The following is a 12,067-nucleotide window of genomic DNA, read 5'->3' as shown; positions in this document are numbered from 1 at the left end:
GTTCTCCGCAGTGGCTGGGCCGAATGGTTTTGTAGAATAAGTATTGCAGGTCCCGTGCCAATCTTTTATATCAATAAAAACAATAAGTTAGGTGTTATTTTTAGTCATGCTACGTTGCAATTTGCAATGCGGCTATTTTGCAGGAGTGCAATTTGCACGATAGCGCCAAGTGCCCGGGTTTACTCGGCGAAACTGTAATCCCCACGACAAGGATCGGCCTACACTCAAAAAGCCAACGGACGACATGACAAAACCGACCTCGGCCGTTAACATGCACGCCGTCCGTCGCTGCGCTTTTGGCCCGATGGCTGTCATTTGTCCCAGTAGCTCAATTGGATAGAGCATCCCCCTCCTAAGGGGAAGGTTGGCCGTTCGAACCGGCCCTGGGACACCAGATTCAACGCTGAAAAGCCCCGTACAGATTGCTCTGGCGGGGCTTTTTTGTGGGTGCTTGTCAAACACCGGTCGAACCTTGCCGGCGATCGGTGTTCACAGCAGGTGCGCGATGTATTTATCGCCATCTTTGTACCTTGCACGCGGCCAGGCAACGTCTGAGCTATTAAGCAAAATATTCCCCGGATACCGATTTATCGCCTGTCCGGACCCGGCAACCCCGGACTATCATGCCGATAGCCCTGTCACCCACTGCAAGGAGCCGCTCGGAACGCCGATGCGCCAAATCTGGAAATCTTTTCGAGCCCTTTATTTCGCCTCCTTGATGATGCTGATCGGCTCCGGCCTGCTCAGTACTTACCTGGCCCTGCGCCTGGCTGCCGACCATGTCGACAGCCTGTGGGTGGGTGCGCTGATGGCGGCCAACTACTTTGGCCTGGTGCTGGGCGGCAAGATCGGGCACCGCCTGATCGCCCGGGTCGGGCATATTCGCGCGTATGCCACCTGTGCCGGGATTGTCGGTGCGGCGGTGTTGGGCCATGGCCTGATCAACTGGCTGCCGGCCTGGATCGTGCTGCGGATGATCGTGGGCCTGGGGATGATGTGCCAGTACATGGTCATCGAAAGCTGGCTCAATGAGCAGGCGGACGCCAAGCAGCGTGGCGTGGTGTTCAGCGGCTATATGATCGCGTCCTATCTCGGCCTGGTACTGGGCCAGTTGATCCTAGTGATGCACCCCGAGCTCGGTCTCGAGTTGCTGATGCTGGTCGCCCTGTGTTTTGCGCTGTGCCTGGTGCCGGTAGCCATGACCCGGCGGATTCACCCGGCGCCCCTGCATCCTGCGCCGATGGAGCCGCGCTTCTTTATCAAACGTGTGCCGCAGTCACTGAGCACGGTGTTGGGCGCAGGGTTGATCGTCGGTTCGTTCTACGGTTTGGCGCCGCTCTATGCCTCGCAGCAAGGCCTGACCACCGAGCAAGTCGGTCTGTTTATGGGTAGCTGCATTTTTGCTGGGCTGTTGGTGCAGTGGCCGTTGGGTTGGTTATCGGACCGCTATGATCGAGCCTTGCTGATTCGTTGCTTTGCCTTGTGCCTGGCGGTGGCTGCATTGCCGTTGGCGGTGTTGACCAAAGTGCCTTTGGAAGTGCTGTTTGTGGCCGGGTTCCTGTGTTCCCTGGTGCAGTTCTGCCTGTATCCGCTGGCGGTGGCGTTTTCCAATGACCATGTTGAAGGCGATCGTCGGGTCTCGCTGACCGCCATGTTGCTGGTGACCTACGGCATCGGCGCAAGTATTGGGCCGCTGTTGGCTGGTGTGGTCATGAAGCTGTTCGGCAGCCACATGCTGTATGCGTTTTTCAGCCTGTGTGCGTTGATCCTGGTGTGGCGTATCCGGCCGAAGGCGGTGACCAACCTGCATCAGGTGGACGATGCGCCGCTGCACCACGTGGCGATGCCCGACAGCATGTCCAGCTCGCCGCTGGTGGCGTGCCTGGACCCGCGAGTAGACGAAGCCGTGGTACAGGAGCAAATGCAGACCGTTGTCCCGGACCCAGAGCCTGAAGCTGATCCGCAACAACCGGCGGATGAGCCGGCTTTTGAAGGTCCGCCGGAGCCTCTGGGGCCGGACGAGCATCCTCATGACTTGAGCAGGGCACGCCCCTGAAAGCAAAAACGGGCAGATCCCATCAGGATCTGCCCGTTTTTTTTGCCGCGACCTTTAAGGCTTAAAGGTCGTCGTCTTTGTCAAAGCGCCGCGCTTCACGCTGCAACTGGTACACAAACCGCTCCACCTGCCGTTGCACCAGGCCGCTCATGTTGTGGAAGCGCACACCGGCGAATGTGGTGTTGATCTTGTCTTCGAGGTGCAAGTAACGCAGCTCGACGGAGGTGGTCATGCTGCCGAAGGGCAGGGCGGCGATAAAGCGATCGTAGACCTGGCCCAGTTGCAGGCGCTCGGAAATATCGCCCTCAAAGCGCAATTTGCAGCCGGTGGCGGAGATATCCAGCAACTTGCCGCTGATCGGCGCCTTGAGTTTCTCGCCACCCAGCTCGATGTTGACCAATTGCGCCAGCTTCAAGGCGGCGCGAAAAGCATTGCGACGCTGATGGTAGACCACTTCGTCGGGCATGCTGCCGGTGTAGATGCGATGGCCGTCTTTTTCGCTGATCGTCAGCGTGCCATTGCTTTCCCAGGCGACGCGTACGCCGTCATGAAAGCCTTCGATGCGGAACGGTTCGCCATTCTCAAGATAGCGTTCACCGTCGCGGGGGATCATTTCGTCCAGGGCCAGCGTCTTGCTGTCCCGGTCAACGTCCACCAAGTAGCTTTGGAAGCGCTGGCTGCGTTCGTGGAAAGTGATGATCAGCGGATCATGGCTTTCTTGCAGCATGCGCAACGTGCTGGCGATTTCCAGAGGCGTGGTGAGCACCTTGGGTGGCTGCGGGGCATCTTCCGCATTAAGGGCGTTGAACACGGTTCTTCCATCTCCAGACAAAATACGACTACACGCAAGAACCGGCATTTTGCCAGCATGTAGCGCGCCTTGGATAGGGCGCGCTGTAAACCAGTGTCAGGCCTGGCTGCGGGTGCTTGGCTTGACCAGGCGCGAGGTTGAGCCTTGGGCGTTGTAAAGGGCCGGAGGCTCTCCGCCGTGAAGTATGCGCAACTGGTTGGCGGTCGTGGCTTGCTGCAGCTGGATCGACTGACCGTTGAGCAGGTTGGCGTCCTGGCACTCGGTGAGCAATTGGTTGAGTGCGGTGCTCTGCGCCAGCAACTGATCGCCGACTGAGGAGTGGCTAGCCAGTTGTGCGAGGCCGTCGTGATCAGCCGGTAGGCCGAGGCTGATGAGAATCTCGCTGCGCTTTTTGCCATGCTGCTCCAGCAGCACAATCAGCGACTGCTTGCGCGCCAGAATTTCTTCCAGCAAGCGCATGTCCCGGCCATAGAGTGCCAGGGATTCTTCTTTCAGCAGCTCGAGCAAATGTTGCGTCGGCGCCAGATCATCAATGATCAGTTCAAGCAAATGTTCGTCGTGGTGCATGGCTGGCCTTGGGTTTTAAGCGTCCAAAAGCCCTGCGCAGGCCTTTGCCTAGCGCTCGGCTTCGAAGTTAAGCAGCTTGCTGGCTACACGGTTGCTGTCGACTTTATAGCTGCCATCGGCGATTGCCTGTTTCAACTCGGCCACGCGGGCTTTATTGACAACCGGTTGGTCGCGCAGCGAGTCAGTGACCTTCTGCAACTGTTGAGCCTCATTGCTCAGGTGTACCGATTCCCCGCTTTGGCTGGCGCTGGCCTGTTCGGTCTTGGCGGCGGGCGCTGGCTGGGCCTTGGCTTCTACGCTGTCCTTGGCACCGCTGGTGCGCGTATTGCCGGGCAATGCCGGGGTGTTATTCAAACGACTGAAATCGATGACCATGATAAAAAAACCTCTGGGTATTTGGACGCTTGCCATGTTTTCGGCCATACCCGAACAAACTTTAGGCTCGAATGACAATAAACCTGTACAGGTCGACATCCAACGCACAGTGTAGGAAAACCTGACGCTTGATACCAGTGATCTATAAAGCTACCTCGACTTGGCCCGGCGCGGTAACTTGAGCCTTGATCACGCGATTGGAGTTGAGGTTCTTGACTCGTATCTGTTCGCTCATCCCTCCGTTGGACAGCGCTTCGCCCGGCATCTTTACCATCAGCCCGCCACTGCTGGCCGAAATCACCACTTGGTCACCCTTGCGAATCACTTCAGCCTGTTCCAGGTGGACGAGCGTTATCACCTGGTCGGTGACCATTGGTCGGGTAAGTTTTTGCCCGACGGCTTGGTCCACAGAGGTGAGGTAGCCCTGGCTGATCAGGCTTATGTCCCGTTCGCGCAGCGCAACGTCTTCAAAACCGATGATACCGGTGCGTTTGAGCGGGCGTGTGACGACCACTACATCGCGGAACAGCTTGACCTGGGCCGGTACGAATACGGTCCAGGGCGAAGCGCCGTCGCAACGCACTTTTACCGTCACGCGGCCGATGGGCTGGGCGGGGCTTTCCAGGGTGGCTGTCAATTCCTTGTCGCACATTGGCATGCGTAGGCGCGGGTCCAATTGGCTGACCTGGATTTCATAACGGCCAGGCGTCTGAGTGGTCGCCAAATAATCTTCTACAGTGAACTCAAGAAAGCCTTGAGTGACGCCGATAAGGAGATCAGGCAAGGTGACATTATCTGCACGGGCCGCCGTGCCCGAGCTCAAGGCGAGCAACGCCATCGTGACGCAGAGCAATCTGCGGTACCGTGGCAGGCGTCGGGAAACTGTCGTTTTAAAGTTCATAAATCAATAAATAGCAAAGCTCGTGCCGTTTTGTGTTGGGTACGCTTCGTACCTCTAGGTTTTAGCGTAGGAGTCTGGGCATGGCAGGAGTAATGGATTCAGTAAACCAGCGCACACAGCTGGTAGGGCAGAATCGCCTGGAGTTGTTGCTGTTCCGCCTCGATGGCAAGCAGCTGTATGGCATTAATGTGTTTAAAGTGCGGGAGGTGCTGCAGTGCCCCAAACTGACGATCATGCCCAAGTCCAGTCCGGTGGTATGTGGCGTGGCCAACATCCGTGGTGCGACCATCCCCATTCTTGATCTGGCCTTGGCCACCGGTTCTGCAGGTTTGCAGGACCGCCAGAGCCCGTTCGTGATCATTACCGAATACAACACCAAGACCCAGGGTTTCCTGGTGCGCTCGGTGGAACGCATCGTCAACATGAACTGGGAGGAGATCCATCCGCCGCCCAAGGGCACCGGCCGCGATCACTACCTCACGGCGGTGACGCGGGTCGATAACCAGTTGGTCGAAATCATCGACGTGGAGAAAATCCTCGCCGAAGTGGCGCCGACCTCGGAATCCATTTCGGTGGGTGTCGTCGACGCTGAGACGGCGCACAAGGCGATCTCGTTGCGCGTGCTGACCGTGGACGACTCCTCGGTCGCGCGCAAGCAGGTGAGCCGTTGCCTGCAAACCGTGGGTGTGGAAGTGGTGGCCCTCAACGATGGTCGCCAGGCCTTGGATTACCTGCGTAAGCTGGTGGATGAAGGCAAGAAGCCGGAAGAAGAATTCTTGATGATGATCTCCGACATCGAGATGCCGGAAATGGATGGCTACACGCTCACGGCCGAGATTCGCAACGATCCACGCATGCAAAAGTTGCATATCATCCTGCATACTTCGTTGTCGGGTGTATTCAATCAGGCGATGGTCAAGAAGGTCGGTGCTGATGACTTTCTGGCCAAATTCCGCCCTGATGACCTGGCATCCCGGGTAGTCGACCGGATCAAGGCAGCAGATCATGGCTAAGGGGCTTTTTCCCTGGCGGTCTTACGATTTTAGAGGCGGTATCAGTGTCTACGGGTAATTTGGATTTCGAACAGTTCCGGGTCTTCCTGGAAAAAGCCTGTGGCATATTGCTTGGTGAAAACAAGCAGTACCTGGTATCCAGTCGTCTCAACAAACTGATGGAGCAGCAGGGCATCAAGTCCCTGGGTGAGTTGGTACAGCGCATCCAGGGCCAGCCGCGCAGCGGGCTAAAGGAAATGGTGGTGGATGCCATGACCACCAACGAAACCCTGTGGTTTCGCGACACCTACCCCTTCGAAGTGCTCAAGAACAAAGTGCTGCCGGAAGCCATCAAGGCCAGCCCGGGCCAGCGCCTGCGCATTTGGTCGGCCGCCTGTTCCTCAGGGCAGGAACCGTACTCGATCTCGATGTCCATCGACGAGTTCGAGCGCACCAACATGGGCCAGCTGAAGGCTGGGGCGCAAATTGTCGCCACTGACTTGTCGGGCTCTATGCTCACCAACTGCAAGACCGGCGAGTACGACAGCCTGGCCCTGGGCCGTGGTTTGTCACCGGAACGCCTGCAACGTTTCTTCGACCCGAAAGGGGCCGGGCGTTGGGCGGTCAAGGCGCCGATCAAGAGCCGAGTGGAGTTTCGCTCGTTCAACCTGCTCGATAGCTATGCCAGTCTGGGCAAGTTCGACATGGTGTTTTGCCGCAACGTACTGATTTACTTCTCGGCTGAAGTGAAGAAAGACATCCTGTTGCGTATCCACGGTACGCTCAAGCGCGGTGGTTACCTGTTCCTCGGTGCATCCGAAGCACTGAATGGTCTGCCGGATCATTACCAAATGGTGCAGTGCAGTCCCGGTATCATTTACCAAGCCAAGTGATCGGCGCTGGAGCATAAAAAACGGGAGGCCCGCAAAGGCCTCCCGTTTTTTATGCGCTCAAAGTGTTGACGACACCTGGTCGTCGTCACTCAGGGCCTGAGCGTCATTCGGATATTTCCCAGGGAAAGACGATGAACACCGCTGGGAACCGCCTCATTGAAAATACCTAGCCGCCCGGCTGTGTCGGAGGCGGAGGCGGTGAAGGTTGCTCGCCCGGTTTGCGGCGAGGCTTGGGTAATGTTCTGGACATTGACGGTGCTTATCCGCAGACCGTTCATCGTCATATATAGGCTCGAACCATCGGAGGTTGGGCCGCCTCCAATCACATCAAAGCTGAAATCATACGTGCGCCCTGCAGTCACCTGCACGGGACGGGTAATGATATGGGAACGGGTTGCCTGGCTGTTGGGCACGTCAACGACCACGCTTGAATTGAGAACGTGCAGCAACCCGCCGGCGTAAGGCCCCTGGGGTACCCAGCCCTGGAAAGTGCCATTGCTGAAATCCCATATTGTGGTTGGAGTTGGCACGATGATGGGGAGTGAGTTGATACGCACTCTGGCGGTCGGCGCGGGGGTAATTAGCTGTCCGCGTCTTATCTGCAGCAGCAAACTTACAACCGTGCCCGTGCTGGCTTCAACAAAGGTTTTAGGTATCAGAATCTCGCGCCGGGGGGCGTTTTGGGCAACTGCAAAGCTTTGGTTGTACTCGCCGCCGAGGACGCTGCTGCTCAATGTCAGATAGATCATGTCGCCGGCTTGGACGGGGAAATCGAGCGTCAACTTGGCGCTGTCGCCGAGAATAAGCAGGGTGTTCAGATTCGGGATGGGGACCACTGAATCTTGTTCGTTAAATTTTGGAGGCGGAATGTTCAACATTTTTAACCTCTGCCAGGCACGGTGGGACGTCTGCTAATAAGGCATTCGAGGCGACGTACAGCGCAACTGTCAGAAATGACAGTGCAGACAAGTGGTCACTCAACAACCTCGACGTTCGCCTCTCACCGTTGCCGCCGCCAGTAAAGCGGCAACCGCCATTGCCGCTTTACTGGCGCCACGCGGAAGACCGTTGCCGCTTTTCTGGCATTGCCGCTGGCAAACATCCCGCAACCCCTTGAATTACGGGCCTTAAGGGAATTGGCATGCGCCTTGCTATAACCCAGATACGAAAAGCAGGTCAGCCTAAAGGTTTCCGCCATGAGCATCAGCTTCGATAAAGCGCTCGGTATCCACGAACAAGCCCTGGGCTTCCGCGCCCAGCGTGCTGAAGTCCTGGCCAACAACATTGCCAACGCCGATACCCCGAACTACAAAGCTCGGGACTTGGACTTCTCCGCCGTGCTCGCCGCACAGCAGGACAAGAACAAGAACGGCACCTTCGCCTTGAATATGACCAATAGCCGTCATATCGAAGCGCAAGGCCTGAGCAGTGGCGACGAGTCGCTGCTGTATCGCACGCCGATGCAGCCATCGATCGACCAGAACACCGTCGACGCCCAGCTGGAGCAATCGGCCTACGCCGAGAACTCGGTGAACTTCCAGGCCAGCTTCACCCTGCTCAACAGTAAATTCAAAGGGCTGATGTCAGCCCTGCGTGGAGAGTAAGCCATGTCTTTAGCCAGTGTTTTCAATATTGCCGGCAGTGGCATGAGCGCGCAGACCACGCGCCTGAACACCGTCGCCAGTAACATCGCCAACGCCGAGACCGTGTCTTCGAGCATTGACCAGACCTACCGCGCCCGTCACCCGGTGTTTGCCACCATGTTCCAGGGTGGCCAGAGCGGCGGTAGCGATTCACTGTTCCAGAACCAGGATGCGGCGGGCCAAGGCGTGCAGGTGCTTGGTGTGGTCGAAGACCAGAGCAACCTGGAAGCCCGTTATGAGCCTAACCATCCCGCCGCGAACGAAAAGGGTTATGTCTACTACCCCAACGTCAACGTGGTCGAGGAAATGGCCGACATGATTTCCGCCAGCCGCTCGTTCCAGACCAACGCGGAAATGATGAACACCGCCAAAACCATGATGCAGAAGGTCCTGACCCTGGGTCAGTGATAAGGGGCGCCAAATAATGGCCATCGTTGATACCACTAACAACACGGCAGTCCAGAACCTTTTTAACGCCAAGGTCAAGACTGCGACGGACAACAGCGGTGTCGGTGCTGCTTCCAAGGCCGCGACGGGTAACCAGTCGCTCGGCAAGGACGCATTCCTGCAACTGCTGGTGACCCAGCTCAAAAACCAGAACCCGCTGTCGCCTCAGGACAACGGTGCGTTCGTGGCTCAACTGGCACAGTTCAGCAGCCTGGAAGGCATCAACACCCTGAACGACTCGGTGAATGCGATCTCCAGCAACTTCAGTTCGTCGCAAGCGCTGCAAGCGTCGTCGCTGGTGGGGCGTTCGATCATCACCCAGACCGACAAGGCCATGGTTGATACCAGCAAGAGCATGACCGGCTCAGTGGCGGTGACGGCGGCGACGGGCAACGTCTCCGTGAAGATCACCGACAAGGACGGCAACGTGGTACGCACCCTCGACATGGGTGCGCAGAGTGCCGGCGATGCCAGCTTTATCTGGGATGGCAAGAACGACAAAGGTGAGGTCGCGCCTGCTGGCACTTACACCTTCAATGCCACCACCAAGAGCGACAAGGGCGACTCGGTTGCCCTCGCTACTTCGCTGCCAGCCACGGTAACCAGCGTGACTTTGAGCAAGACCGGCGGCGAAATGCTGCTCAACCTTGCTGGCGGCATGGGCAGCGTCAAGCTGTCGCAAATTCAGACTATCGGTACATAGAGCCGGCTAAATACGGCAGAGGGAGAGAAACATGTCTTTTAATATCGGCCTTAGCGGCCTCTATGCGGCCAACAAACAACTGGACGTGACCGGCAACAACATCGCCAACGTTGCGACCACTGGCTTCAAGTCGTCCCGTGCGGAATTCGCGGACATTTACGCGGCCTCCAAGCTGGGCACCGGCCAGAACAGCATCGGCAATGGTGTGAACCTGGCGGCGGTGTCTCAGCAGTTCACCCAGGGCGACGTTAACGGCAGTGGCGGTATTCTGGACATGGCGATCCAGGGTGGCGGCTTCTTCGTACAGAAGGGCAGCGACGGTTCGCTGGAATACACCCGCAGTGGTGCTTTCCGTGCTGACAAAGACGGCTATATCACCAACAACACCGGCACCTCGCGTCTGCAGGGTTATGCCGCGGATGAGAATGGCAAGATCACTAAGGGCGGCCTGGTCGACCTGCAACTGAACCTGTCGAACCTGCCACCGAAGGCCTCCACCAAGGTGGACTCCAGCAGTAACCTGAACTCCTCGTCGCCGGTGATCGATCAGACCAAGAACCCGTTTGATCCAACCAAGTCCGAGACCTTCACCACGCAATACAGCACCACATTGTACGATTCCCAGGGCAACGCACACCCGATGGTGCAGTACCTGGTGAAAACCGATGCCAACCAGTGGCAGGCCTACACCTTGATCGATGGCCGCAATCCTGATGGTTCGGCCCCTACCGGTACTGGTGCTGGCGTGACGGCGCCTGTGCCGTCGACCTTGAGCTTCGATGGTGCCGGTAATCTCAAGAGCATCGTGACCGGGGGGGTTGCCGGTAACACCTTGACCATCAAGGATTGGGTGCCTGGCACGGTGACCGATGGCGTATGGAAGGCTAACGATGCGACGGCGAACAAAGACGGCATCGCCATTAACATGGGCACCGTCACCCAGTACAACTCGGCCAGCTACCGTAACCCACCGGTTACCGATGGCTACGCCACCGGCCAGATCACCGGCCTGAAGATCGATGGCAGCGGTGTGCTGTTCGCCACCTTCAGTAACCAGCAGAGCAAGGCTATCGGCCAGATCTCCCTGGCCAGCTTTAACAACGAGCAGGGCTTGCAGCCAGCCGGCGGCACTACCTGGAGAGAGACTTTCGCGTCGGGCCAGCCGGGTTACGATTCCCCGCAATCCGGTACCCTGGGTTCGATCGTGGCCAACTCCCTGGAGAACTCCAACGTCAACCTGACCAGCGAGCTGGTGGACCTGATCAAGGCCCAGAGCAACTACCAGGCGAACGCCAAGACCATCTCCACCCAGAGCACCATCATGCAGACCATCATTCAGATGACCTGATATCGTCGCTCAAGTACCAGCGCACACAAAAAAGGCCCCTCGATCGAGGGGCCTTTTTTGTGTGCGCTACTTAGTCATTTACTGCTTGTTTCACCTTACCCCGATGCGGGAACGCGTAACGCCAATTTCGCCACGTATGAGCCAACGGACGAACGTCGTCCAGCGACTATAGGGGTAAGTAAATGGCGGGCTATGCACTGTGGGAGGGAAGCGCGCGTGGAGCGCGTGGTTTCGACGCGACTGTCTATGGCGGCACGTATGGGCGGCAAAGTCCGGCGTATGGGGCCAACGATGACAAGGCTGCCAAAACGGAGTCGGTCAGGCAACTGCTCAGTGAATTGATGGATGCCGAAAAAACATCCAAGAGCCAGACGGCTCAAGACCTTCGCAACAAGTTGAATGATAAGCGCGAAGAGCTGGGTGACGAAAAATTCAAAGAGATCGTGAAAGAGCTGATGGAAAAGGCTGACGTCTCTTGGTTGGAGTATATGCGCCGCCTGATGAAGTTGTGGTTTCCAGAAATGGATGATGCATCTCCAACACCATCACCGCCTTCCCCCGCGCCATCGCCTGGCGGAGGTGGCGGAGGCGGCGGCGGTGGCAGGGCCAGTCCAAACAATTTTGGTCCCAGCCAGCCCATGAGTAACCTGCCGGTTACCGAAGGCTCCAAGCACTTCAACTACAAGCCTGATCAAAGTAATCCAGGGAAAAAACCAGACAATATCTGGAGTGGGTTCAGCCAGGGGCCGGACGGTAACTGCGTCACCGTTTCAGCGATAAAGGGCGCAATGATGAAGTTTGGTCAGAAGCCCACTGACGTTTTCAAGGAGGTGAAAGAGACGGCCAATGGTTATCAGGTGAAAATGCGTGACGGCTTCGAACTCAATTTATCCAAGGACGAATTGAAGCAAGCGGCCAGGTATGCGCAGTTCAAGGGCGATAATCCGCAGATGTTGACTGATGCCAACTTCATGTTTGCGGCGAGTGCCAAGCGCGCGCAGATGGAAGGCAATGGCCTGGACGACAACCCGAATGAATCGAAAAAGAGCTTTGCCCATGCGATGCAAAGCCTGAATAACGGCGAAATGCCCCACGAAGCGTTGGATCGCCTGGGGTTGAAAGGGCTTTACCGGCAGTCTTCGAGCAGTGAGCTGGCGAGCGGTAAGCTCGGTGTCGTGGCCTATGATCGCCACTCGATGGCGGTCATCGATGGGCGAGTGGAGTTGTGGGGAAGACGAGGTGGCGCGCCGAAGCAGGGTATTGCGTACGCGTTCCTCTAGGGGCGAGAAACGAAAAAGCCCGATAAACCCCATGCAATCAGGGTCTATCGG

General features: G+C 57.4%; 13 protein-coding genes and 1 tRNA gene. 9 read left to right on the top strand and 5 right to left on the bottom strand.

Going from position 1 to position 12,067, the window contains the following annotated elements; genetic code table 11:
- The first annotated feature begins 317 nt into the window (after positions 1 to 317).
- Together KZH41_RS24000 and KZH41_RS23995 are read left to right on the top strand one after the other, a co-directional pair.
- Positions 318 to 394 (top strand) — tRNA-Arg (locus tag KZH41_RS24000).
- A gap of 276 nt (positions 395 to 670) precedes the next feature.
- Positions 671 to 2,056, top strand: coding sequence for an MFS transporter (locus KZH41_RS23995; RefSeq protein WP_094950513.1), 1,386 nt, complete (start codon positions 671 to 673; stop codon positions 2,054 to 2,056).
- Between the two features lie 61 nt (positions 2,057 to 2,117).
- Here the strand turns inward: KZH41_RS23995 and KZH41_RS23990 are convergent, their stop codons facing one another.
- The 4 genes from KZH41_RS23990 to flgA form a co-directional block, all read right to left on the bottom strand.
- Complete coding sequence (locus KZH41_RS23990; RefSeq protein ID WP_094950514.1) at positions 2,118 to 2,867, bottom strand: flagellar brake protein; 750 nt, start codon at positions 2,865 to 2,867, stop codon at positions 2,118 to 2,120.
- A 96-nt stretch (positions 2,868 to 2,963) separates the two neighbouring features.
- Positions 2,964 to 3,434, bottom strand: coding sequence for a flagella synthesis protein FlgN (locus KZH41_RS23985; protein ID WP_094950515.1), 471 nt, complete (start codon positions 3,432 to 3,434; stop codon positions 2,964 to 2,966).
- A 48-nt stretch (positions 3,435 to 3,482) separates the two neighbouring features.
- Positions 3,483 to 3,809 (bottom strand): flagellar biosynthesis anti-sigma factor FlgM, encoded by a 327-nt coding sequence (flgM, locus tag KZH41_RS23980; RefSeq protein ID WP_094950516.1) that lies wholly within the window; start codon positions 3,807 to 3,809, stop codon positions 3,483 to 3,485.
- A 142-nt stretch (positions 3,810 to 3,951) separates the two neighbouring features.
- Complete coding sequence (gene flgA, locus KZH41_RS23975) at positions 3,952 to 4,710, bottom strand: flagellar basal body P-ring formation chaperone FlgA (RefSeq protein ID WP_094950517.1); 759 nt, start codon at positions 4,708 to 4,710, stop codon at positions 3,952 to 3,954.
- 80 nt (positions 4,711 to 4,790) lie between these two features.
- On the opposite strand from flgA, the gene KZH41_RS23970 reads away from it, so the two are divergent.
- Positions 4,791 to 5,723, top strand: a complete 933-nt coding sequence (locus tag KZH41_RS23970) for a chemotaxis protein CheV (protein ID WP_094950518.1) — start codon at positions 4,791 to 4,793, stop codon at positions 5,721 to 5,723.
- Positions 5,724 to 5,767: 44 nt separating this feature from the next.
- Positions 5,768 to 6,595: a protein-glutamate O-methyltransferase CheR gene (gene cheR, locus KZH41_RS23965; protein WP_094950519.1), complete on the top strand. Its 828-nt coding sequence runs from the start codon at positions 5,768 to 5,770 to the stop codon at positions 6,593 to 6,595.
- A gap of 89 nt (positions 6,596 to 6,684) precedes the next feature.
- Here the strand turns inward: cheR and KZH41_RS23960 are convergent, their stop codons facing one another.
- Positions 6,685 to 7,473: a hypothetical protein gene (locus KZH41_RS23960; RefSeq protein WP_094950520.1), complete on the bottom strand. Its 789-nt coding sequence runs from the start codon at positions 7,471 to 7,473 to the stop codon at positions 6,685 to 6,687.
- 318 nt (positions 7,474 to 7,791) lie between these two features.
- Here KZH41_RS23960 and flgB point away from each other — a divergent pair, with 318 nt between their 5' ends.
- The 5 genes from flgB (at position 7,792) to KZH41_RS23935 (ending at position 12,016) form a co-directional block, all read left to right on the top strand.
- Positions 7,792 to 8,199 (top strand): flagellar basal body rod protein FlgB, encoded by a 408-nt coding sequence (gene flgB, locus KZH41_RS23955; RefSeq protein ID WP_016973699.1) that lies wholly within the window; start codon positions 7,792 to 7,794, stop codon positions 8,197 to 8,199.
- Positions 8,200 to 8,202: 3 nt separating this feature from the next.
- On the top strand, positions 8,203 to 8,646 hold the full coding sequence (flgC, locus tag KZH41_RS23950) for a flagellar basal body rod protein FlgC (RefSeq protein ID WP_016973698.1): 444 nt from the start codon (positions 8,203 to 8,205) through the stop codon (positions 8,644 to 8,646).
- A gap of 16 nt (positions 8,647 to 8,662) precedes the next feature.
- On the top strand, positions 8,663 to 9,388 hold the full coding sequence (gene flgD / locus KZH41_RS23945; RefSeq protein WP_094950521.1) for a flagellar hook assembly protein FlgD: 726 nt from the start codon (positions 8,663 to 8,665) through the stop codon (positions 9,386 to 9,388).
- Positions 9,389 to 9,419: 31 nt separating this feature from the next.
- Positions 9,420 to 10,736 (top strand): flagellar hook protein FlgE, encoded by a 1,317-nt coding sequence (gene flgE / locus KZH41_RS23940; RefSeq protein WP_094950522.1) that lies wholly within the window; start codon positions 9,420 to 9,422, stop codon positions 10,734 to 10,736.
- Between the two features lie 182 nt (positions 10,737 to 10,918).
- Complete coding sequence (locus KZH41_RS23935; protein WP_406980038.1) at positions 10,919 to 12,016, top strand: hypothetical protein; 1,098 nt, start codon at positions 10,919 to 10,921, stop codon at positions 12,014 to 12,016.
- The last annotated feature ends 51 nt before the right edge of the window (positions 12,017 to 12,067 follow it).

The sequence above is a fragment of the Pseudomonas sp. YeP6b genome, from assembly GCF_025642995.1.
Classification (GTDB): domain Bacteria; phylum Pseudomonadota; class Gammaproteobacteria; order Pseudomonadales; family Pseudomonadaceae; genus Aquipseudomonas.
The sequence above is the reverse complement of the archived record's forward strand: the minus strand, read 5'-3'. Positions and strand labels throughout refer to the sequence as shown.